This window comes from Paraburkholderia sp. EB58, assembly GCF_050436665.1.
In the GTDB taxonomy this organism is placed as follows: domain Bacteria; phylum Pseudomonadota; class Gammaproteobacteria; order Burkholderiales; family Burkholderiaceae; genus Paraburkholderia.
The window spans coordinates 19,337-42,965 of the sequence record NZ_JBNDMQ010000005.1; the positions used below are offsets into that span (position 1 = coordinate 19,337).

General features: G+C 60.2%; 16 protein-coding genes. 7 read left to right on the forward strand and 9 right to left on the reverse strand.

From position 1 onward, the window contains the following. Positions 1–138: 138 nt before the first annotated feature. Together P3T40_RS09025 and P3T40_RS09030 are read left to right on the forward strand one after the other, a co-directional pair. Positions 139–885 carry a hypothetical protein gene (locus P3T40_RS09025; protein ID WP_429267350.1) on the forward strand — a complete coding sequence of 249 codons (747 nt, stop codon included), beginning with the start codon at positions 139–141 and terminating at the stop codon, positions 883–885. A gap of 269 nt (positions 886–1,154) precedes the next feature. After that, positions 1,155–1,754, forward strand: a complete 600-nt coding sequence (locus P3T40_RS09030) for a TMEM175 family protein (RefSeq protein ID WP_429267351.1) — start codon at positions 1,155–1,157, stop codon at positions 1,752–1,754. Here the strand turns inward: P3T40_RS09030 and P3T40_RS09035 are convergent. Further along, positions 1,751–2,497 carry an SDR family oxidoreductase gene (locus tag P3T40_RS09035; RefSeq protein WP_429267352.1) on the reverse strand — a complete coding sequence of 249 codons (747 nt, stop codon included), beginning with the start codon at positions 2,495–2,497 and terminating at the stop codon, positions 1,751–1,753. The two genes, P3T40_RS09030 and P3T40_RS09035, sit on opposite strands and share 4 nt — an antisense overlap. Positions 2,498–2,786: 289 nt before the next feature. On the opposite strand from P3T40_RS09035, the gene P3T40_RS09040 reads away from it, so the two are divergent. Then, the gene (locus P3T40_RS09040; RefSeq protein WP_429267353.1) at positions 2,787–3,044 is read left to right on the forward strand and encodes a hypothetical protein; all 258 of its coding nucleotides are present in this window, start codon (positions 2,787–2,789) and stop codon (positions 3,042–3,044) included. Between the two features lie 25 nt (positions 3,045–3,069). On the opposite strand, the gene P3T40_RS09045 is transcribed toward P3T40_RS09040, so the two are convergent. Further along, positions 3,070–3,786, reverse strand: a complete 717-nt coding sequence (locus tag P3T40_RS09045; protein WP_429267354.1) for a transposase — start codon at positions 3,784–3,786, stop codon at positions 3,070–3,072. A 76-nt stretch (positions 3,787–3,862) separates the two neighbouring features. Beyond that, positions 3,863–4,285, reverse strand: a complete 423-nt coding sequence (locus tag P3T40_RS09050; RefSeq protein WP_429267355.1) for a hypothetical protein — start codon at positions 4,283–4,285, stop codon at positions 3,863–3,865. Positions 4,286–4,376: 91 nt separating this feature from the next. On the opposite strand from P3T40_RS09050, the gene P3T40_RS09055 reads away from it, so the two are divergent. Continuing rightward, complete coding sequence (locus P3T40_RS09055) at positions 4,377–8,261, forward strand: AAA family ATPase (protein ID WP_429267356.1); 3,885 nt, start codon at positions 4,377–4,379, stop codon at positions 8,259–8,261. Positions 8,262–8,301: 40 nt separating this feature from the next. Here P3T40_RS09055 and P3T40_RS09060 read toward each other — a convergent pair whose 3' ends face one another. Next, positions 8,302–11,355 carry an NAD(P)-binding protein gene (locus tag P3T40_RS09060; RefSeq protein WP_429267357.1) on the reverse strand — a complete coding sequence of 1,018 codons (3,054 nt, stop codon included), beginning with the start codon at positions 11,353–11,355 and terminating at the stop codon, positions 8,302–8,304. A 332-nt stretch (positions 11,356–11,687) separates the two neighbouring features. Here P3T40_RS09060 and P3T40_RS09065 point away from each other — a divergent pair, with 332 nt between their 5' ends. Further along, positions 11,688–12,722, forward strand: coding sequence for a LuxR C-terminal-related transcriptional regulator (locus tag P3T40_RS09065; protein WP_429267358.1), 1,035 nt, complete (start codon positions 11,688–11,690; stop codon positions 12,720–12,722). Between the two features lie 83 nt (positions 12,723–12,805). Here P3T40_RS09065 and P3T40_RS09070 read toward each other — a convergent pair whose 3' ends face one another. Further along, positions 12,806–13,069 (reverse strand): hypothetical protein, encoded by a 264-nt coding sequence (locus P3T40_RS09070; RefSeq protein ID WP_429267359.1) that lies wholly within the window; start codon positions 13,067–13,069, stop codon positions 12,806–12,808. 311 nt (positions 13,070–13,380) lie between these two features. On the opposite strand from P3T40_RS09070, the gene P3T40_RS09075 reads away from it, so the two are divergent. Then, on the forward strand, positions 13,381–14,442 hold the full coding sequence (locus P3T40_RS09075; RefSeq protein ID WP_429267360.1) for a LacI family DNA-binding transcriptional regulator: 1,062 nt from the start codon (positions 13,381–13,383) through the stop codon (positions 14,440–14,442). A gap of 26 nt (positions 14,443–14,468) precedes the next feature. Here P3T40_RS09075 and P3T40_RS09080 read toward each other — a convergent pair whose 3' ends face one another. Continuing rightward, complete coding sequence (locus P3T40_RS09080; protein ID WP_429267361.1) at positions 14,469–16,292, reverse strand: IlvD/Edd family dehydratase; 1,824 nt, start codon at positions 16,290–16,292, stop codon at positions 14,469–14,471. A gap of 247 nt (positions 16,293–16,539) precedes the next feature. Here P3T40_RS09080 and P3T40_RS09085 point away from each other — a divergent pair, with 247 nt between their 5' ends. Continuing rightward, positions 16,540–17,475 carry an SMP-30/gluconolactonase/LRE family protein gene (locus tag P3T40_RS09085; RefSeq protein ID WP_429267362.1) on the forward strand — a complete coding sequence of 312 codons (936 nt, stop codon included), beginning with the start codon at positions 16,540–16,542 and terminating at the stop codon, positions 17,473–17,475. 113 nt (positions 17,476–17,588) lie between these two features. Here P3T40_RS09085 and P3T40_RS09090 read toward each other — a convergent pair whose 3' ends face one another. From P3T40_RS09090 to P3T40_RS09100, 3 genes are read right to left on the reverse strand one after another with little or no spacing between them, the layout of a single operon-like run. Next, on the reverse strand, positions 17,589–19,058 hold the full coding sequence (locus P3T40_RS09090; protein ID WP_429267363.1) for an efflux transporter outer membrane subunit: 1,470 nt from the start codon (positions 19,056–19,058) through the stop codon (positions 17,589–17,591). Then, entirely contained in the window at positions 19,051–20,238 is a 1,188-nt protein-coding gene (locus P3T40_RS09095; RefSeq protein ID WP_429267364.1) for an efflux RND transporter periplasmic adaptor subunit, read from the reverse strand. Before P3T40_RS09095 ends, P3T40_RS09090 begins: the two co-directional genes overlap by 8 nt. Continuing rightward, entirely contained in the window at positions 20,228–23,419 is a 3,192-nt protein-coding gene (locus P3T40_RS09100) for an efflux RND transporter permease subunit (RefSeq protein ID WP_429267365.1), read from the reverse strand. Before P3T40_RS09100 ends, P3T40_RS09095 begins: the two co-directional genes overlap by 11 nt. Between the last annotated feature and the right edge of the window lie 210 nt (positions 23,420–23,629).

Consider the following 23,629-nt stretch of genomic DNA (forward strand, 5'->3'; position numbering starts at 1 on the left):
GCAGCGAAGCGAGTATGCAAGTCACCCATGTTCTTCGGTGCGTGTGGCCGAACACTCATAAACCCTCCGAAAGGTTTGCCTTGATAATTTCAATATGCTTACATTGAGTCAGCCTACTGAAAGGCGAACGGAGAGAATATGAAAACTAGACTTGTGGCCGCAGGGGCGGCAGCGTTGATCGCGGGATGCGGCGGTGGCGGCGGCGGGAATAACTCTACACCAGCAGCGGCACCGAATCCGACCGCGGCGGGACAGTACATCGGACTCACAGCGGACAACCGGGCGTTGACCACCATCGTCCTCGACACCGGCAAGGTTTATTCGCAGTACAGCGTTGCGGGACAGCCCGACGTGATCACAGGCTTTGTCGCCGGGACAGTGCAGTCGAGCAGCGGCACACTAAGCGGCGGGACAGGGACCGACTACAACTTCGAGGGTCAAGGCACGAACCCGGTCACAGTCACCGGCACCTACTCGGCGAAGCAGTCATTGGACGCCACGGTCGCCTACAGTACGGGCGCGAAGACCGTAGCCCATCAGACGTACGACACCAGCTACGATCAAACACCCTCGTTGCAGGCGATTACAGGCACGTATTGCGGCTGCTCGTCGGGCGAGGCAGGCTCGGATGCCGTCACGCTGACGGTAGACGCCACAGGGGCTATAACGGGCCAAGGGGCAGCGTGCCGGTTCACTGGGAGCGTTCAACCGCACTCGGCAGGCAATGTGTATGACATCGCGCTGACCTTTTCCGGGGACTCAGGCTGTCAGTACCCGAACACCAAAGCGACGGGCATAGCCTTGCTTAGCGGGTCGCAGCAGGTGGTGCATGCCATGCTTGAGACACCCTCGAATGCAGGCATCCTGTTTATCGGCTCGAAGTGAACTGTCCCGCAGCCACGGGACATTTGCTCAATCTTAGGGTGGTTGGAGTCGCACATCCCGGCCACAGGCGGGGATGTGCGACTGCTCAGCGGTAGAGCACTGCTTTCCGGCGCCAGTGCCGCTAGGCAGGTGCAACCACCCACTTCGGAGCGTGCATGCGATATGCCTTCACTTCGACCCGCGCCCGTTTGACGCGGGAGAACAGCCATTCACCCTGGCGTTTGAATGTCGAATAATATGGTGACGCCTCCCCTGAAACTGCTGACACCATGGCCAAAGTTGAAGACGGACTAGCGCGGTTCTATGCACTTTCCGACGGAATTTTTGCCGTCGTCATCACGGTCATGGTTCTGGCGTTCAAGCCACCAACAGGTCACAATTTACTCGCGTTAATCAGCTTATGGCCCGACCTCATCAGTTATGCGGTGAGTTACGCGTTCATCGCCGTGGTCTGGCTGAACCATCACTCCGTGCTGCGGAACGCGCAACGCCTGACCTGCACATTGGCTCTCGCCAACTTCGCCAATCTGTTTGCGATTTCCTTCATCCCCTTTGCCACTGACTGCCTCGCCGAAAGCGAAATGGCGACTTTTCCGCTGACGCTTTATGCGTTGGTCTTTCTGCTGGTGCAGGGCACCTACATGGTCCTGATGTGGGAAAGCTTCTCTCACCTGCCGGACGGCAGTGATGCGCAACCCCGCAAGTGGCAATGGTGCCGCGCGTGGATCATGCTTGCCGTATTTCTCATATCCGCTGCTGGCGTCTTCATGCCGTCTTACTTGCGGTTCATCCTGCTAGCTTCTTTTCTGATCCTGTACTGTCGTCCGGACCCGTTCCAACGCGCGAACTCGACGTCACTCAAAGGCTAGATCTGTGTGAGTCCACCATCCACAACCAGTTCCGAACCCGTCACGAACGCTGCGTCATCACTCGCCAGGAAGAGCGCGGCGGTCGCGATCTCATGCGCTTCGCCGAAACGCTTCAGGGGCACAGCAGCCTGAATTGCGGACCCTGCAGCGGCCAGATCTTTCTCGGACAGGCCGAGTTTTTCATGAAACGGTGTCGCAATCGGACCGGGGCTCACTGCATTGACGCGGATGCCACGCGGGGCCAGCTCTGCGCCGAGTGAACGTACCAGCGAACGGGTCGCCGCTTTTGTCGCGGACAGAATCGACAGACCGGGCGTGCCGACCTCATTGAGGAACGACGTCGTCACGACAATCGATGATCCGCGCGATAGCTGCGGAGCTGCCTTTTGAATCGTGAAGAACACGCCGTTGAAGTTGAGAGCGAACTGCTCGCTGATCTGTTCAGCCGTCACTGCTTCGAGCGGTGCAGCCGTTCCCGCGCCTGCATTGGCAAAGATCACGTCGATGCGTCCGAACGTTTCGACGACATCAGCGATCGCCTTGTCAATCTGCCCAGGGTCGCGCAAATCGACGGACAGGGTGAGCGCGCCTTCGCCGAGCGCGCTGGCGGCATCTGCGAGCCGTTTGGCATGGGTCCCCGTCACGATGACTGTGGCGCCTTCGCTCTGAAAAAGCTTGGCCGCCTCGAGACCGATGCCCGAGGTGCCGCCGGTGATGAGTGCGATTTTGTTCTTGAGCTTCATGACAGACTCCTTGATGTGTGTGACGTATCGGAAACTTCGATCGGCGTTGCGTTGCCGGTACACACACTATCGTCGCTGCCATCTCCGCCGACAAATGAGAACATCTTGCCGGGCCGGAAAGAAAAACTATGCTGCCTGCTGATGGGAAAGCAGAAGGGCGCAACTTTGTGCGGAAATTGACAACAGTGAATTCATCCAGTGGTGCTCGTTACTGAGCGAGTGCGGGCCTACACTGTGTGCACCGGATACGTACAGGACTGTACGCGGGACACCGCCTGGAGAAAAAGCCATGAAAGTTGCTCAATTTATCGTCGCTGCCGCTATCGCAATTCCGGCGGTGTCCTCATTTGCACAGTCGACACCTCCGTCAATGAACGACGATGTGAGGGCGCAAATAGCGCAAGAAACGATGACGTATCGATACGCGGATTCGTCTGATCAAACGCAAGCTGCGATAAATGGTAAGCAGGTGTGGGTGCCGCCACGCCAGATAACTCAAATGAACATGGGGCGTTATTCGCTTTCCGTAGTCCGTCCGTCCTTTTGATAGTCCTTGCTTGTTCTTCTTTTGATTAGTCCACGTTTGCGAGAGCGTCTGTCGCGCGAACCTTCGCCGGCCGGTCGCGCAGCAACAGGGGCATCAAACGCCGGTTGGCTGCCTGCGCCGCCCACTCGCAATACGCGGTGCTGCCGAGCACCCAGCCGTTGAGTGTCGACTGCATCAAGTTATTGACCTCGAGTTCGTCAAGGGGTTGTGCGCCCAGATCGCGGTAAGCCTGGTGGCGCTCGAACGGTGTATTGCCGAGCGTCCGGTAGAGTGGATGGTCCTTGATGAAGCTATCGACACGCAGCCCGATGTGATGCGTGAAGCTAGACCACGGGTAGTTTCCCGGCTCTGCCACCAGGCGGTTGCGTACGGGCGCATGATCGATGACCTGGCTCGCGAGCAGGAAGTACCGCTCGGGCTCAAGCACCGTTGCCCAGTAACCGCCACGCCACACCGAACCGCGGCGTCCATGGCGGCGGTTGAAGGTCTCGACGTAACGACGGCCGACCGCCTGCATCGCCATGGCCACGCTCGACTCGTATGAAGGTGTGACGAGGAACTGTACCGCGTCAGGCATGAGTACCCACGCGTGGACTGCCAGACCGGCGACGCGCGCTGCGTCTGCCAGGCAGGCGAGGAAGTACAGGTAATCTCCTTCGTCCAGAAATGCGGGCCCCGTGAGCCCCTGCAAGATAACGTGCTGCGGTTGTTCTGGGACGTAGTGCCGTGCAAGCCGTGTCATGCTGAATTAACCGGAAATCCGAGGTGAAAAAGCGCTCCGACATGTATCGGACGCGTGACGGTGCTTTAATCAAATTCTATGGGTCATGTGCGTGCGTCTGCATCGCGAATAGGCCTTTTTTCTGGCCTCTTTTCGTTGATTTGCCGATCGCAGCCGGTGTAGCTTTTATGTCACCGCTGAATAGCAGCGCCACGCTACGCACCTCCAGACGCTCTGCGTGCATCCGGCACCAATACATCAGACAGCGCGTCGATCCCGCGGACTCTCCGAACGTTTCCCATAGTTGTCGTAAAAAACGCGGCAGAATAGGATGTGCAGTGCTTTTTATTGCAACCGATTCCCGTGTTTGTCGATCGACAGCCACGAGTTTTGGGGGCAGATACACGACGCGCGCCACCCAGCGAGCGCAGATGTCCGGCGGAATAAAACCGATCCAGGTAAAGTAAATAGAAGTATTGTCTGCGGGGAGGCGGAAGGTGGGCGAGACGAGCACATTCATTCCGGCAGGGCTTTCGCGCTACGTACCGCGACATCTGTTGACGGCGGGAAAGTGCGAAAACCCGGGCGCACGCGATTTCGCAGGCGTTGCGATGATCGTGGACATCGCGGGCTTTACCGAGCTCACCGAAACATTTGCGCGCGAAGGGGTAGTGGGGGCGGAACGCCTGTCAGCGATTCTTGACCGCTACTTCGGCAGAATGACCGGAATCGCGATCGCGCACGGCGGTGACGTTCTGGATTTCGCCGGTGACGCCATTCGGGTGATATGGGAATACGGTGCGACACCGAATGAGACGGCGGTGCTCGCCGTGCAATGTGGCCTGAAACTACAACGTGCGCTACCTGAAATCATGGTGGAAACCGGCGTGCAAATGCGTCAACGGGTCTCGCTCGCGGAGGGCAAACTCACGCATCTGACTGTCGGCGGTATCGGTGGAAAGTGGTACAGCCTGACTGCAGGCGGTCCAGTGGCCGAGGCGGCCGCAGCCAATCATCAGGGTGGTGCGGACGATGTCGTGGTTTGTGAATCGTTGTGGGGCAAGGTAAGGGCACATTTCGACGCACGAACGCTGCTGGGCTGCGGTGCTTCGGTCACGGAAGAGCGCGCTCCCGTGACGGTGCCTTTAGCGCCATCTCTGGAGCTGAGTCCTCCACTTGGCATGCTGGAAAGTTTTTTTGATCGACACTTTCTCGATCGCGTACGCATGGGTGGCGGCCGTTGGTTCGGAGAGTTTAGAAACATCACCACGCTATTCATCGGACTGCCAGGTGTCGATTGCTCTCGCGACAATGCGCTGGACCATCTGCAAGCTGCGGTAGAGTGCACGCAAAGAATACATGAGCGTTTTGGTGGCGCACTCACCGAGCTTTCGGCGGATGACAAGGGAGTAACGCTGCTCTCAGTATTCGGCTTACCGCTGATGGCCCACGAAGACGACGCGGTTCGCGCGGTGGCCGCAGGGCGAGCGCTTGCTGGCGCAATGGGAGAGCGCGGCATTGCGCTCAGCATGGGCATTACCTCGGGACTGGCTCTTTACGCCGATCGCGGCGGCGCCGAGCGCCGCCATGCGGGACTGACAGGTGGAGTAGTGAACCGCGCCGCGCGGCTCATGACCGCTGCGCAGGGCGGCATACTGTGCGATAAGTCGACACGCAATGCAGCGGCGCGCGAGTTTCAATTCGAGGCGCGTGACCCTGTTTCAGCCAAGGGGTTCGCCGAAGTTGTCGCCGTGTGGCAGCCGCGGGCAGGCGCCGCGAGTGAGGTACATTCCTTCGCAGGCGTATCTGTGGGCCGCGAGATAGAGGGCGGCCAATTATCGTCGGCGCTTGACCGGGTGGTCGCCGGTCATGGCGAGGCTATCGCTTTGTGTGGTGAGGCGGGCCTTGGCAAGACACGACTCATTGCAGATATCGCTGCAAATGCGCGTGAGCGGGGAATTTCAGTCATTTGGGGTGCTGGCTTTGCGCTGGAATCGATGTCGGTTTACCATGTTTGGCGACACATCCTCACGCAGCTGCTTTGCGGCGCAGGCAAGTTCGACCCGGCACTGGCGCGCGGTGTTGCTGTCAATCTTGTTGCGGACAACGAAGCTCTGACTTCCTGGCTGCCACTCCTTAACGACATCATACCGTTCCAGTTTGCCGATACCGAAGTCACGCAGGAGATGGTCGGCCACGCGCGCGCCGAGGGCTTACGAATGCTCGTCACAGCACTTGTTTCGCGCTCATCGCACAACACGCCTCTATTGCTGATCGCCGATGATTTGCACTGGTTCGACAGCGCGTCCGCAGCGTTGCTATTGGAACTCGCGATCGCGCGACCGCCAGGTCTTCTACTGCTGGCCGCCACACGGCCTCTCGACGACTCCTCCGCTGTTGAGGCGCATGGCGTTGTGCGCGAGTCGCGCTGCATGGACCTACGCGGTCTAACGCGAGTGGCGTTGGGCGTGTTGATCGCTGACCGTCTGGGTGCGACGGAGGCGACGCACGAGCTTGTCGATTACGTAGTGGGGCGCACTGAGGGAAATGCGCTTTACGCCGAGGAGGTCGTTTCGGCGCTTCACGTTGCAGGTTATCTCGAAGTGACCGACGGTGTTGCCGCGTTTACCGCCGAGGCTGCTAGCGAAGCCAATGTCATGCTGCCTGAGGGATTGCGCGGCGTTATCATCAGCCGGCTCGATACGCTCGGCGCCGCTGAACAGCTCATGTTGAAGATCGCGGCGGTAGTCGGGCAAGAGTTTTCGCTCAAAATGCTACGCGATCTTTTTCCTGGCGCTCAAGGCGCCGCCGATCTCATCGCATTGGCGCGAGTGCTTGAGCGTGAAGACGTCGTGTACCCCGTAGGTGACGAAAGTGACCGCTACCGTTTCAAGCACGTACTGCTGCAGGACGCTGTGTACGAACTGCTGCCGTACGCACTCCGCCAGGAGCTGCATCGCGATATCGCAGACTGGGTCGAGCGCAACGAATCGCATGATCTTGAGCCGCACTTCGCAGCACTGGCGTCCCATTGGGAACGCGGGCTGAAAATCCCCACTGCTGTCACGTACCTCGAGAAGTCTGCAGAGCTTTCATTGAAACACTATGCGAATCGTGACGCCATCAGGCAGGCGGAGCGAGCACTCAGGCTGGCGAAAGAGCATCAGGTGCCGCTGGATCGAGGACGCGAGATGCGCTGCGAGGTGGTTCTCGGGGAAGCCTATAACGAACTGTTTCAGTATGGTGCGGCCAAGCAACACTTCAATCGCGCGCTGATGTGCGCCGGTCGACCGGCACCGCGCTTCGCTGCGGGAATGATCCTGGACGTTGCCTGGCAATTAGCCCAACAATTGAGCGCGCGTGCTGGCCTTATGCGCGGACGGAGCGCAGATCCGCTGCTGCCCTTGACCTCACAGATTCACGAGAAACTCAGCGAAATCGCTTATTTCAACAGCGGCAAGCTGTCTATTCTGCATGCGACGCTGACGTCCCTCAATCTTGCCGAACGCTCCGGAAGCGTGCGTGAGGCGGTGAAAGGCTTCGCCGCCATGGCGATCGGTTTCGCCGGTTCGGATCAACGCTGGCTATCGGAACTCTACAACCGGCGTTCACTGGCGTTGGCCGAGGAGCAGGGCGGCATCGAGGATATCGCCTACGCTAACGTGGTGAGTGGCGTCTACCGGGCGGCCGATGGCCACTGGGAACAGGCCGTGGAATGCTTGACTTACTCGGCGTCACTCTATGCGCGCTTGGGCGCGACCGGACGCTGGCAACAATCGATTGCGGGTTTGTGCGCCGTTGCTCTCGCGCGCGGGCAATTGGCGAATGCAAAGGAGTGGTTGGACAAACTAGGTCCTGCGCGCCGTGACATGCCGGCGCAAATATCGGCTTACCTGCATGGCTTTGATACCTGCCTCGCTCTCGCGCAAGGGGGTCCATTGCAGGAGCTTGCGACCCGCCTCGACAAGGTGATCGGCGCGCGCGAATTAGCGCAGTTTGACCGGATCTTTTGCCAGGGATTGATCGCGGCCTCCTATTGGCGACTAGGTGATCGCACGCGTGCTATCGAGTCGGCTCGAGCGGGTCTCGAGAACTTGTCGGCGGGCGTGCCCGTGGCCTGGTACATCACCGCCGGAATTGCCGGCATTGCGCAAACTCTTATCGATGCGTCGGCGTGCGGATTGGCTAGCCGGCGCGACGCGCAGCGTGCGTGTCGTATTCTCGCGCTATATGCGCGCACGACGAAGGCGGCAGCGCCGCGAGCCGCGTTGCTTGCGGGCCGCCTGGCGGCAGCGCGACATGATAGTCGTCGCGCACTCGCATGCTGGCGTAGAGGACTCGGCGCCGCACGCGCGCTCGGCGCCGGCTATGACGAGGCGTTGCTGCTGTATGAACTCGGCAACCACAGTCCGCACGGCAGTTCCGAGCGAAGCGAATTTTTGGAGCAGGCGCGTGTTCAGTACGAGCGCATTGGAGCGCCGCTATTGCCCACATGAGGACATCGCCGAAGATCCGGCATCGAAAAATCGCTGCCCCTCAGCCGTCTTTCTCACCCTTTATTACGAGCGGATATCCGCTAATCGCACGCGAAGCCTGCATGCCGCCCATGACAGCGGCCTCCACGCAACCGGCATTTAAGCCCGTCTTGAGCCAATCGCCTGCGAGATAAAGATTGCTGAAGCCGGATGCCTCACTCGTTAGCCGGTACTGTGTGCTATCCACTACCGACAGCACGTAAAGCTCGGAAGGGTTGACGTTCGCGCGCCAATACTGTGCGTCGAAACGCGCTTCTCCGCTAGTGTCACGCGGATCGATCAATACTTGCCAATCGAACGAGTCTCGTGTCGCCACGGCGGGCCATAAGTTAAACACCTGCTGCCGCAGTTGGCCAAGCGCACTCAGTTTCACTTGTCCGGTGCAACGCGTGGGGAAACCGGTATCGGTACGAGGCGGAAAATCAGGAGTCGGGATTGGACTGCAAAAGTAAGACACGCTTTGTGGCGCGTGATTAGGCGGCCAAGCTTCCCGAGCCAGCAATTGATTCATCGGTGTCGAGGTATCGAAGGGCTCGCTGAACGAGCTCAATACCGGTTCCTCTCCGCCGGAGCCAAAAACGGTCCAACCGAGTTCTCGGGTATTCTTGCTTAGCCATATTTGATAGGCCCGCGTCGCAACCGTCCTGACGTTATCGCTGGCCGCTTTGAGGGCGACGCTTTTCGCGAGGAGCTTCGGGCAGACATGCGGCAGGGAGCCGACCGACAGTCCCAGGACAACTTTATCGAAATCCACTCCGCGCTTTAGACGCTTAACAGGCAGCGGCTGGCCAAAGTCCGCATTAAAATTTTGCGCCCACTCGCTCCAGTGGGACTCCAGGTTCACCTTATTGGCTTGCAGTGAGTGCGCCTGAGCCGCGTCGATCTGCTCATAGTTCGGGGCGCTCGGCCAACACTCCAAAGCGCCGATATTAACCAGCGGGTTGTATTCCGTTACACCCTCTGCGAGGGTCACCTGTTGGGTTATTACGATTTCACCCACGCCATCGCCGTCAGGAATCAACTCGTCGACACTGTGGAAGAACTGGAAATTCACGCCGCGCTGCTTCAAGACCTGATACAGAGGCGTGAACACGGTGTCGCCCATGCCGGCCTGCATTTTCCAGATGAAGCCGCCGTGATAGCCGATAGCAATTCGCAAGATGCCTCGCAGCATCGTTCCGGCCTCAATGTTCGGGCGGCTTGTGTCTCCATCGATATAAGCGAACACCAGGTCGTAGAGCGCCCGAACTGGCGCAGAATCAATCGTGTAGGTTTCGTTGGCGCCGTACTTGCGCAACCAGTCGCGATATTCGATGTTATTGATGACGTCGAAGCCGTTGTGCAAGACGCCGTCCGCGTGCATGCCGATCAGGCTTGTGACGGCCAGATCAATGCAAATGAAGAGACGACGCGCGTTGTCGTCAGTGTCCAGACGATGGGCGACATGCTCGAGCAGAGACGTCTGAATCGCCTGCAGCTCGGTCACTAGAAATAAGTGATCCCGTTTTTCCCGGAGATGGAGCACTTCGGGCAGGTGCTCCACGAATCCCAGGAAGGTTTTCCAGATGTTCGTGGCGTCCCTTCCAGGTTCCGTGTGGGCGGCGTCAGACAGATGTTTGCCGAGATCATGCAGCCATTGTCGAATCCACGCTGTCAGCGTCGCAAAGATTTTCGGAACTGTTATTTCCTCGTTATGTTCTCCTGGGACGCCCGGTTTCTCCGGTACCTCAATCGGCCAGAACTTAAAACTGCCTTTGATATTTTCCGTGAGCACAATGTAATTCTGTGGCTTAAAAGCGTCCTGCCAGGTTGCAAGCGGCGCAGAGGCGGGTCGTTTAAGGGCGCTGTAGGCCTTTTGCATCAGGGCAAAGCCGTTGTCGTAAAAGCCGAACCACAAATGCAGGCCGTGCTCTTCGATGCGCTGCCCAAATTCAGCGTTGCGTCCGCTTGCACATTTCCCACCCAGGCGCCAACCCATTTGGTAAACGGTTATGTCGTAACGATCTTGCCAGTTTGACTGCTCGGTAAGATAAAACGCAGCAGTCATTGCGCCCGGGCCGCCGCCGAGGATGGCAATTTTCTGCGGGCTGGCTGCAGTGGCCTGGACCAATTCTTCGCCGGCCTCGACGGTGAAGTCCATGTTGATGTGGAAAGGGAGTAATACAGGCTGCGTCCCGAGTTGGAGTCCCAGAGTCTCATCTAGCTGGAAAGTGTCAAACTTATGCAACGTGCACTCATACGTATAGCCAAGTAACTTCGCGCTGTACACTTTATCTATCGTGGCAGGCGCAACGACGACTGCCTGATATACCGCCTTAAGGCCACTGGCGTCTGGGAACTGCTTGAGAAATATTTGATCGATGCGGGGTCGTAAAAGCAGGGATTCCAGATCTTCGAGTCCCGCTTCGTCAAGGGCAAACAGGTCCTGCTCCGCGCGCAGAATTTTCAAACCCTCGCCTAAAACGTCGAGGAACCCAAGCAATGGCCGATGCGCTTTCTCCGTATTGGTTGCAGCGATCTCTATCAGAGGGTGGATGTCCAACTGTGTTTCCGGGCTGTAGGGTTCCCATCCTTCGGAGAAAAACTTGAATGCCAGCGGATCCGCGCCCGGTTCTGGCATGCTGAATTTGCAGATATTCTTTGGATAGCCGAAGACTTCACGGCCTATGGAAATGGCCATTGGCACGTCGACCCATGTATAAGACGGGTAAAAGAAGACGTGATGCAATTTTGTGACGCCGTTATTCTTCTCGATTTGCCCAACCATGATCCACGGGATAATGTCGACTTCCTTACCCCAGCCCTTGTTGTGATCGGCGGGGAAGCTCGATTGGGCATGCTGCACGCGCGTGAATGTGAGCATGATGTAGGGCGATATCACCTGAAACAGCATCTGATTGGCGGCGACCCGATTGAGCGTCGCATCGACCGTTGCCTGCAACTTCGCCAAGTCCCCTTTGATGAAGAAGCCATACATGTCGGATGCGTTGAGGTGCATGGGCGTATGCTGCACCGGTGAGCCGCTGGTGTAGATGTACGGCGGGCGTTCCGTCATTTCTCTCCCTCCTCTGAGGCTCCAACGACGGGTCTATCTTCAGGGCATTGTAGGCGTAGACTCTAGCCTTTCATAATCCTTGACTTCTGTGCTGACCGGCAGCGGCGCACGTTTTCACGTGGTCCGATGTTTTGCGGCGGTTCGCTCACGTGTGCGGATTCAACTGATGATTGGCACGGCGGCTTGCCCCTAACGGTGGCCTTTCGTCTATAACAAATAGCGATGCGCCAATGGACCGCTGCGGGTCCCGTTTTTTTGCTCTGGCGAATGTTCATACGAAATACAAGGCGCAGGCGAATGTGAGTTCACCGATTCCAGAAGAAGTGAGGCATATGCTGATCATTTTCGTCGCACCGGCCGGGTTGTTTCGCGAAGGCGTAGCACGCCTGCTCGGGGATCTCGCACCGTACACCGAGGTGAAATGTGTCGACTACGGGACGAGTGCTGTCGAAAGCGGGTTGAGCGCCGATCTGCTGGTATTGGACGGCGACCACAAGAGCGACGCGCTCGACACGGCAGCCGCGTGGCGTCGCAGCATTCCGGGTTTGCCAGCCTTTGCGCTACTGACGGAGGTCGATCAGCGCACTATCGACACCTTCATTGCCGTCGGTGTGACTGGCTGCCTGAATAAAGCAGAGTCCGCAAGCGCGCTTTTAGGTGCGCTGCGGGTCGTGCTGGCCGGCGCCACCTCCTTGCCGCCTACGCTGCTCGCGTTCGCGAACAACATAGCTGCGCCTTCTGCGGCGCAAGCGTCGTCACGCGCCGCTGCGGCATCCCGCGCCGACACCTGCGTGCTCACGCCGCGCCAGATCGACGTCCTGGCGCTCGCGGCACGCGGGGAATCGAACAAGTCGATCGCCCGGCAGCTCAACATTGCGGAAGGGACAGTGAAAGTGCATCTGTACACGGTGTACAAGGCGCTGAAGGTCGGTAGCCGCGGGCAGGCAAGCATCGCGGCCGCGCGGCTGGAGAAGGTTGGCGATGCGCAGCTTCATCATGCGCTCGATGCGCAGCTCAACATAAAACGGCTGCTCTCCCATTTGCCCCCCAGCCACTTCAGACGTGGTGACGTGTTGTTCCACAAGGACGCGCCGAGCGATGCGCTCTACTACATTGTGCGCGGGACGATTGGTCTTCAGGAGATCGATGTCGAAGTGGGAGCCGGCACGATACTGGGAGAAATCGGACTGTTTTCTCCGGGCCATCGCCGCACTTGCACGGCCGTTTGCAAGAGCGACTGCGAATTGCTGATGGTTTCGGCGACCGACGCTATGCGGATGTATTACCAGGACCCCGAGTTTGCGACCTACCTGATCCGTCTCATCACGCGCCGGCTGGAGGCCGACAAATCGCGTTCGAAGCAGTAATTCTGCGGCGCGATTCGAGGGCCGGTCTTTAACGCCGGCTTGCCGTTGTCTGCGCCTGCCCAAATCAGGTGCTCAAGGGATGCTCAATTGCCTTTATAGAGTTCCTGTAGGCGCGCCGCCTGGCCATCCTGCTGTGAGCGCACGAGGTCTTGATAGACGTCTGCCCGGGTTTTTGCATGAAACATGGCAGGGCCGCCAGACATGGAGTTTGCAGAAGCGTCCGGACCTTCCGAATTCACTGCGCTAGCCTGCGTTGCGGTCGTCGGATCTGCGGTGGTGTCTTGCGCGTTGGCGTGCCAGGCGTACATACAGAGTAGCCCACCAGCGACGAGTAGGGCTGTTTTCATGTGAATCTCCTTGCGAAAGCATTGACGCAACATCCGGTTGCGACTAACCGGTGCAAACCCGCGAACCGCGTTCGACAGGGATGACCAGGCGCGCCTGCTTGCGAGCCACACGAGCATCGGCAGATAGGCATGGAAGTTTGCGCACGCTGCAGGTTCGACCCAGTATCGTTCTAGAATCTGGGTTCGCCTATATCACTTTGGTGGTAGATGCACGCCCTTCCTGTACCATCTACCGATCAAATTCTACTAACGTCGGCATGAGTACAGACAGCAAATCCCAAGATCCGCTTTCATCGTCCGGACCCATTCGGATGGCAGACGTCGCCCGCCTCGCGGGCGTGTCGAAGATGACGGTCTCGCGGGTTCTCACCGGACAGCATGTCGGCACCGAGACGCGCGAGCGCGTGCTGCGCGTCGTCGCGGAAACCGGCTATGTCGCCGACGCGAGCGCCGGTGCGCTATCGTCGGGACGGTCGAATTTTGTCGTCGTGCTGGTGCCGTCTCTTTCCAGTTCCAACTTCTCGGACATGGTGCGTGGGATCAACGACGTCGTCGAATCGCGCAACCTGCAACTGCTGCTCGGTAATACTGATTACCTGCTGGAACGCGAGGAAGCGCTGATCAAGACGCTGCTGCGCTATCAGCCGCGCGGCATCGTGCTGGCAGGCAGCCACCATACCGACGAGGCGCGCTCGCTTTTGACTCGGGCGCGGATTCCGGTAATCGAAACGTGGGAGTTGCCCCGGCATCCGATCGACCGCGTCGTCGGCTTCTCGAACGCCGAAGCAGCGGGCGCCATGGTGCATTATCTCTACGCACGGGGTTATAAGCGGATCGGCTTCGTCAGCAGTGCGTCAAAACTGGACCTGCGTGGCATCGCGCGGCGGCGAGGGTATCTGAACGCGGTGCGCGCAGAGGGCCGCCATGAGGCACGTGATATCACGCAAACCGAATGGACCACCGACATGGCGCACGGTCTTGCGATGGGACATGGTGCAGCGGCGCTCGGCCTGTTGCTCGAACGCTGGCCCGATACCGACGCGGTGATGTGTGCGAGCGACATTCACGCGTTCGGCGTGATCATGGCCTGCCATCGGCGCGGCCTCGTCGTCCCCCGCGATATCGCGGTGGCGGGGTTCGGCGATTTCGAAGTGTCGCGGCATTGCTATCCAACCATCACCACTATTGCCGTCGATCCATACGGCATCGGCCATGCGGCGGGTGAGTCGCTGCTCACCGCGGTCGACGAAATCGACCATGGCGCGAAACCGAGCAAATCACGCCGCGAGAAGGACGCGCCGGCGCGCGAGCGGCGCGAGACGCCGAAGCTCGTCAAAATCCACTACGAGGTCGTGCAACGCGAGAGCGCGTGACGACCTCTTGACGACCCCTTGAAGCATCAATGATTGTGTCGCGACTCCCCGCGCGTTTCAATAATGTTCAGATACAGCGTGGCGGGTTCGAGGCACGCGCCCGTGCCTTGCTGCCCCACCATGCTGCGGTAGATCTCCTCCCATGGCGTCTTGTGCTCTAGCTTGGGTAGCGTGTACGCGGCTCTGCGCTGTGCCATCTCTTCGTCCGGAATGAGAACGTCGACCTTGCGTGAGTTGAGATCGATCCGCAAACGGTCACCCGTTCTCAGCAGTGCCAGGTTGCCGCCTACTGCAGACTCTGGCGAGACGTTGAGGATGGACGGACTCGCAGACGTGCCGCTCTGACGGCCATCGCCCAAGGTCGGCAGCGTATCGATGCCGCGTTTGATCAACGCCGCAGGCGGTTGCATATTGACGACCTCAGCGCCACCCGGATACCCAACCGGCCCGCAATTGCGAATCACCAGCACCGAATGATCGTCGACACCGAGTTCCGGATCTTCGATCCGCGCGTGATAGTCCTCAGGCCCTTCGAATACGATCGCCTTGCCTTCGAACACTTCCGGATGTGCCGGGTCGGAAAGGAAGCGTTTGCGGAACGCCTGATCGATCACGCTGATCTTCATCACCGCGCTATCGAACAGGTTGCCCGACAGCACCACGTAGCCGGCTGCTTCCCTGAGGGGCTTATCGTAGGCGCGAATCACCTCGCGGTCAGGTTCTGCAACCACCGCAAGATCCTCTTCCAACGTGCGGCCCGTGACGGTACGCACACTGCCGTCCAGCTTGCCGGCTGCAAACAGCTCACGCATCACGGCGGGCACGCCGCCCGCGCGATGGAACGCCTCGCCGAGGAAGCGCCCCGCAGGCTGGCAGTCCACCAGAAGCGGTATGTCAGGACCGAGGCGCTGCCAGTCATCGAGCGTGTGCTCGACACCCATATGACGCGCAATCGCGATCATGTGAATCGGACAGTTCGACGATGCGCCAAGCGCGGCCGCTGCCACGACCGCGTTTTCGAACGCACCCTTGGTCATGATGTCGGACGGGCGCAAATTCTCGACGACCATGTCGACGATCCGCTTGCCGGTCTGATACGCGATCCAGCCGCGTTCACGATGGGGCGCCGGAATCGCAGCGCAGTTAGGCAGAGACATGCCAAGCGCCTCGGCGAGTGAATTCATCGACAGCGCCGTTCCCATTGTGTTGCAGTGCCCGGCGGAGGGGGCTGAAGACGACACCTCTTCAATAAACTGCTCGTAGCCGATTTCACCGGCCGACAGGCGCTTGCGCGCGTCCCAGATCACCGTGCCGGAACCCGCGAGCTTGCCCTTCCACCAGCCGTCGAGCATCGGTCCGCCGGACAGCACGATTGACGGAATATTGACGGTGGCGGCCGCCATCAGACACGCGGGCGTCGTCTTGTCGCAACCAGTGGTGAGCACCACACCGTCGATCGGATAGCCGTGGAGGATTTCCACGAGGCCGAGATACGCGAGATTGCGATCGAGCGCCGCGGTGGGCCGCTTGCCGGTTTCCTGGATCGGATGCACCGGAAATTCAAGCGGAATGCCGCCCGCGTCGCGAATGCCGTCGCGTACGCGCTGCGCGAGCTGCAGATGATGGCGATTGCATGGCGCGAGATCGGAGCCGGTCTGTGCAATGCCGATGATCGGCTTGCCTGACTGCAATTCCTCACGCGTAATGCCGTAGTTCATATAGCGCTCGAGATACAGCGCGGTCATGCCGGGATCCGAGGGATCGTCGAACCAGCGACGGCTACGCAGGCGTCGTTCGGACGTACCGTCGTCGCTCTTCGGGTTATCGTGGGATGAAGTGTCGTGAGACATGATGTCGTCCGGTAGATGTGTGGGGGAGAGCCGCCGATGCGCCGCCTGGTGCGATAGTTAAGGAAAGTCCGTTCGTCGAAGATGTTGCGCCGCGCAATATTAATGAGGATGCCATCCGGTCCTGGCGCATCCAGCACGTCGCGACCGAATTACCCGCAACTCCGCATTGTGCGTGCTATCTGCTCATGTTAGGGTGGGCTTCTTAGTTATCGGTAACCATAGCTTAACCGAAGGCCAGTGAAGCGAAATGAAAAATTCGGCTATAGAGATCTATGACGAACGTGCCCGCGATCTGCTGGCGAGCGATGCGAAGCTGGAGAAGCTCGCCACCGGCTGCATATGGAGCGAGGGCGCGGTCTGGATGCACGAGGACAACGCCGTGCTATGGAGCGACATTCCAAATAACCGGATGATGCGCTGGCACCCCGACGAGGGCGCGAGCGTCTGGCGCGATCGCGTGGAATTTACGAACGGTCATTACCGTGAAGCGGACGGCAGCCTGCTGCATTGTTCTCACGGACAGCGTGCCGTGATTCGCACTCGATTCGGCCCGAATCTTGGCCAGCCTGTCGATGAGATCGTCGTGGATCACTACCATGGCCGACGCCTGAATTCGCCTAACGACGTAGTCGTGAAAAGCGATGGAACGATATGGTTCAGCGACCCGCCTTACGGCATCTTGTCCGACTACGAGGGGCATCAATCTGCCCAGGAAATGCGGGGCTGCTACGTGTTTCGATTCGATCCGCGCGATAAAACGCTGGACGTCATGACGGATCTTCTGATTTGCCCGAACGGACTGGCATTTTCGCCGGACGAGTCACTGCTGTACGTGTCGGACACGTCAAAGATCCCGTACGGTGACAAAGGCTTCCACAATATCCGCGTGTTCGATGTCGTAGACGGCCGGTCTTTGACCAACGCCCGGATCTTCACGACCATCGCCGATGCAGAGGGCTTGCCAGACGGATTTCGCCTGGACAGCCGGGGTTGGGTTTTCACCAGCAGCGCAATCGGGATACAGGTCTTCCATCCTGACGGCACGAAGCTTGCACTGATCCCTGTACCGGAGAAGGTGGCGAACCTGACCTTCGGCGGTGAGAGCCGTGACACGATGTATATCGTGGCATCAACGTCTCTGTACCGTATAAAAGTGAATGCGCAAGGTATACAGCGCCCGTAAGGGATGATTCACAGCGGGCGCCGAAAACCATCACCCTCAGGTTACCTAACCTAACCTCGCTTCAATCGCGACACCGCGTGGCCAGCTAGCCACGCGGCTCATCGACCCAGGTTTCAGTGCGTGCTGTGTTCGCCGTTGCTCGCGACGAGCGCCGGCGTTGCCGCCACTTGAGCGAGTTCGTCGCTCGACCATCCGCCGCCTAGCGCATGCAGAAGCTGCACGTTCGCGCTTAGCTGACGGGTCTGGACGTCGAGCACGCCACGCTGTGCGTCGAGCTCCACGGTCTGCGCCTCTACGACGTCGAGGTAGCCAACGGTGCCTTGCTTGTATTGGCGCAACGCGAGATCCACGGTGGTTTGTGCCGACGCGGCTGCGTCGCGTTGCTCGTCAAGCGCGGTGCCGAGGTACGACAGCAGGGCGAGGTTGTCTTCAACCTGCTGGAATGCGGACAACACCACGCCGCGATAACGCTCGCCGGCTTCGTCGGTTGCTGCCTTGGCGGCATCGAGTCTTGCGCGACGGAAGCCGCCGTCGAAGATGTATTGCACGAGCTGTGGACCTATCGCCCAAAACGCATTAGGTGCGCTAACCAGTCCGGCGTAGGCCGCGCTTTGCACACCCCCTTGCAGTCCAAGGGTGATGTCCGGGAAGTAAGCGGCACGCGCTACACCAATCTGTGCATTGGCCTCCGCGACCCGGCGCTCCGCTGCCGCAACATCGGGCCGGCGCTGCAGCAGCATGGAGGGCACACCCGTGGGAATAGCGGGCAATGCGATAGCAGCGGTCTGCTGCGGCAGACTGAATTCCGAGGCTGATGTGCCGACCAGTACGGCGATGGCGTGTTCGAGCAGCGCCCGTTGAGCGAGGTTCTGCGACAGTTGCGATTTCGCCGACGAGAGCTGCGTTTGCGCGCGCGAAACATCGAGGCCGGACACGATGCCGCTGCCGTGTAATGTCTGCGTGAGTTGCAGCGCCTTGGCGAACGCCACCTCGGTCTGGCTCAACAGTTCGGTTTGCTGATCGAGTCCGCGCAACTGGACATAAGTGTCCGCGAGTTCGACCTCCAGGCTGAGCTGCACTGACGCCAGATCGGCCTTGGTCGCCTGCGCTTCATCCTTGCCGGCTACCACGGAGTCGCGTACGCGGCCCCATAGGTCGAGGTCGTATTTGACGGAGGCACCGAGCGTGACGGAGTTGTAGTCCGCCGGCCCATTGCCACGCAACGGGGCGGTGTCGGACTGGCGCTCGCGCAGCGGCGCGCCGCTCACGCTCACGGTCGGATAAAGTCCGGACTCGACTTGCGCCACAAACGCCTGGGCCTGCCGATAATGGTCGTACGCAGCGCGCAGATCGGTGTTGTTGGCGAGCAGGCGCGTTTCGAGGTCGTCGAGTTGTGCGTCGCCGTACATCTTCCACCAGCCGTTCCGATCGATCTGGTCGGCAGGTTGTGCGCTGGTCCACGGTCCAACCGTCTTGTATTGCGCGGCGATCGGTGTCGATGGCACCTGGTATTTCGGTGCGAGCGAGCACGCGGAGAGCGCGACCACGCCTGATAGCAGCGCCGGAAGTCCATACTTAACCATGTGCCGCCGCCTTCTTGTCAGCCGCCGTGGCAACCTGCACGTGGTCGCCGTCGACGAGCCCGTCGGGCGGTGTATCGATCACGCGATCGGTTGCGGCGAGCCCCGCGCCAATCTCCACCGAGTCGCCGAGGTCGCGGTTGATTTTCACATGCTTGAACTGCACCTCGTCGTTCGCGCCCAGTGTCGCGACCGTGATGCCGCGGCTATCGAAAACCAGTGCGCTAGCCGGGACCCGGATCGCATCGGCGGAGACGGGCAGGGTGAATTTCAGGCTGGCAAAACCGCCGGGCAGCAACTTGCCGTTGGCATTGTCGACCAGCAATTGCACGAGTGTCGTGCCTGAATTCGAATTGACCGAATCAGCCGCGGCCACGACGCGCGCGGTGAACTGCTGGTCCGGATACTCGGGCACGGTCAACGTGGCGGTCGTGCCGTCATGGATCGCCGGGGAGTAGTTCTGCGGCACCTGTACGTACACGCGCAACTGCTTGACCTCGGACACTGCGAACAGCTCCTGGCCGACACCGCCGCTGCCGGCATTCACCAGCGCGCCGACGTCGGTGTCGCGGGCTGTCACCACACCGTCGAAGGGCGCCACGATGTGCGCGAAGGCCTTGGTGGCAACGAGACGATCGACATTGGCCTTGGCCGCTGCCGCGATCGCGGCTCTCGCGGTGTAGTCGGCGGTGCGTTGGTCGACGTCTTGCTGGGCGACGGAATCGGTGCCGCGCAGCGCTTCCCAGCGCTTGGCCGTGGTTCCCGCAACCAGCGCATTCGCCTCGGCACTCTGGAGATCGGCACGTGCCTGCACCAGTTGCTGGTCGAGCTCGGGGGTGTCGATTTCAGCGAGCACCTGACCTGCTTTGACATGTGCACCGATATCGACATTCCATGACTTCAGATAGCCGCTGACCTGCGCGAAGATCGGTGCCCGCGTATAGGCCTCGAGGCGTCCGGGCAGTTGCAGCGACGGGCCGTTGGCATCGTGGATCGGCTGGATCAGCGTGACGGTCTGCACCGCCTGGGCATCGGTCCAGGTCTTCAGCTTGCGGGCGTCTTCGGCGCGCAGCGTGATGCCCGCAGCGACGATGCCGAGGACGACCAGGATGCCGACTACGCCCGCAACCCTGAGCGGACGGCGCGACGGCGGATTAACGGGGAAAGCGGAATCAGACGACATGTGCAGGACCTCCCGAGACGGCTGCCGGGGTAGCTGCGCGCCCGGGGCGCGCATGGACGATACAGAAAATAACGGGGACGAGGAACAGCGAAGCGGTCGTGGCGAACATCAGGCCGCCAATTACGGCACGGCCGAGCGGCGCATTTTGCTCGCCGCCTTCGCCGAGCGCGAGCGCCATCGGCGCCATACCGATGATCATGGAAAGCGCGGTCATCAGAACCGGACGGAAGCGCGTAAAGCCCGCTTCAAGCGCGGCCTTGAATGGATCGCCGTGTTCTGCAAGACGCTCGCGGCAGAAGCTGACCACCAGAATCGAGTTGGCCGTGGCCACCCCCATGCACATGATGGCCCCGGTCAGCGCCGGCACCGAGAGGGTGGTGTGGGTCGCGAACAGCATCCAGACGATGCCCGCCAACGCGGCTGGCAATGCGGTCACGATCACGAACGGATCGGCCCAGGACTGGAAATTGACCACGATGATCAGATAGATCAGCACCACCGCACCGAGCAGGCCGAACAACATACCGGCAAAGGCACTGTTCATGGTCTGCACCTGACCCAGCAGTGCGACGGTCGAACCCTTGGGCAACGTGTCGGCGTTTTCGTGCACGATGCGCTGGATATCGGAGGCCACCGCGCCGAGGTCGCGATCCTGGGTGGTCGCGAAGATCTCGACCATCGGCTGGATGTTGTACTGGCTGACCACCTCGTTGGTGCTGGTGCGTTGGACCGTCGCGAGACCACCGAGGATCTGCGGGGTGCCGCCCCCGCGCGCGGTGATCGGCAGGTTTTGCAGCGCGGCGAGCGAATCGAGACTGTATTGCGGCGTTTGCATCACGATCGGATACGACACACCGTTCGCATTGTTCAACCAGAACGTGGGCGCGACCTGGCTCGACCCCGCGAGGTTCACCACCATGCTGTTGGTCACGTCGCCTTCGCTGATGCCGACCAGTTGCGCGCGCGTGCGGTCCACGTCGACGTTGAAGGTCGGATTGGCATGCGACTGCGCGATTCGTGCATCGACCACGCCCGGCACATCGCGAACCTCGCGCAGGATACGGTCGGCATAGGCGAAGTTGGCGTCGAGGTTGTTGCCGCGGATCTGGAGATCGATCGGCGCGGGCGAACCGAAGTTCAGGATCTGACTGATGATGTCAGCCGGCGGGAACGAGAAGGTGACGCCGGGGAATTCCCGCGGCAATTTCTCGCGCATCTCGCGCACATACTCGTCCGTCGGACGATGGCCTTCATTCAGCGCAATCTGGATGTCGCCGTCCTGCGAGCCAACCGTGCCGGTGTTGTTGTAAGCAGTGTTGATGCCGCTCACCGGCAGGCCCATATTGTCGACCACGGTGCCAAGTTCGGCCGGCGGAATGATCTCGCGAATCGCTCCTTCGACATTCGCGAAGATCTGCGCGGTCTTCTCGACGCGGACGCCAACCGGGGCGCGCACGTGCATCAGGATCTGTCCGGAGTCGACCGCAGGAAAGAAATTGCGGCCCAGGAAGGGCACCAGTGCGAAGGAGAGAATCACAAAGCCGAGAAAGCCGATCACGAACGGACGCCGGTGCGTCAGCGCCAGCTCGAGCAAACCATGGTATTTGGCGCGTACTTTTTCAAAGCGCGCTTCGAAGCCGCGCTGGAAGCGCCCGAGCGGACCCGGGCTCTTCGACGCATGCTCGTGTTCGCCTTGCACGTGCTGTTTCAGCAGGTACTTGGCCATAGTCGGCACGAGGGTTCTCGACAGGATGAACGACGAGATCATCGCGAAGATCACCGCTTCGGCCATCGGCACGAACAGGAAGCGAGCGACGCCGTTCAGGAAGAACATTGGCACGAACACGATACAGATACACAGCAGCGAGACGAACGCCGGCGTGACGATCTGCGCGGCGCCGTCGAGAATCGCGGTCTCCACCTCCTTGCCGTGCTCCAGGTGCCAGTTGATGTTTTCGATCGTGACCGTCGCATCGTCGACCAGAATCCCCACCGCGAGCGCTAAACCGCCGAGCGTCATGATGTTCAACGTCTCACCGAGCGCGGACAGGGTGGCAATGGAGCCGAGAATGGCGAGCGGGATGGAGGTGGCGATGATGATGGTCGAGCGCCAGCTGCCGAGGAACAGCAGAATCATCAGGCTGGTCAGCACGGCCGCAATCACGCCTTCGCGCGCCACGCCGGAAATGGCGGCGCGTACGAACAGCGACTGGTCGCCGATCGGATCGATCTGCAGATTGTCCGGCCACGAGGCTTTCCCCGCGGCGACCTGAGCCTTGATGCCGGAAATGATGCCGAGCGTGGAAACCGAACCGTTCTTGAGCACCGACATCAGCACGGAACGCTTGCCGTTGACGTGCACAATATTGGTCTGCGGCGGGCTGCCGTCGCGAACGCTGGCAACGTCACGGATATACACGGTGGTGCCGTTGACCGCCTTGATAGGCAGATCGCCCAAGGCCTTGATCTGTGACGGTGCATCGTTCAGTTGCACCGTGTATTCGTAGTCGCCGATCTTTTCCGTCCCCACCGGTGTAATCAGGTTCTGGCCCGCCAGTGCATTGGCGACGTCCTGGGCGGACAAGCCGCGCGCCTGCATGGAAGCTGGGTCGACGTCGATCTGCACCTGGCGCGTCTTGCCGCCGAACGGGTACGGAATAGCCGCGCCGGCGACCGTCACCAGAACCGGCCGCACTGCGTTCAGGCCAAGGTCACCGAGATTCTGTTCGGTCAGCCCCTTGCCGGACAACGCCAACTGGATGATCGGCACCGTCGACGCGTTGTAGTTCAGGATCAGCGGAGGAGTCGTACCCGGCGGCAACTGGCGCAACTGGGTTTGGGCGACCGCCGTCACCTGGGCGTTCGCCGTGCTGATATTCACGCCCGGCTGGAAGAAGATCTTGATGATCCCAAAGCCGGATACCGACTCCGCCTCGATATGCTCGACGTCGTTAACGGTGGTGGTAAGCGTGCGTTCGAACGGGGACGTGATCCGGCCGACCATCTGGTCAGGCGGCAGGCCGGTGTATTGCCACACCACGCTGATCACCGGAATCCTGATATCCGGGAAAATGTCCGTGGGCGTCTTCATCGCGGACAGGGGGCCGATGATGAGGATGAAGATCGCCAGAACGACGAAAGTATAGGGTCGCCGCAGGGCGATACGGACTAGGCCGAGCATGTGGGTTCCAAGGCTTGGAGGAAGACGTTGTTGCGCGTGTTGCAGGCGTGGAGAGAGTCCCTAGCCTGAGCCAAGGCAGAATGTACACAAAGCCCGAAATTACTGCTGATGGGAAAATAAAACCCCAGGCAAGATAAGGTCGTCACCAGGCTTTCACAACGTGCTGATGTTCGTCGCCTGCCGGCAGCAAAATCAGATCGGGGGCTCCTG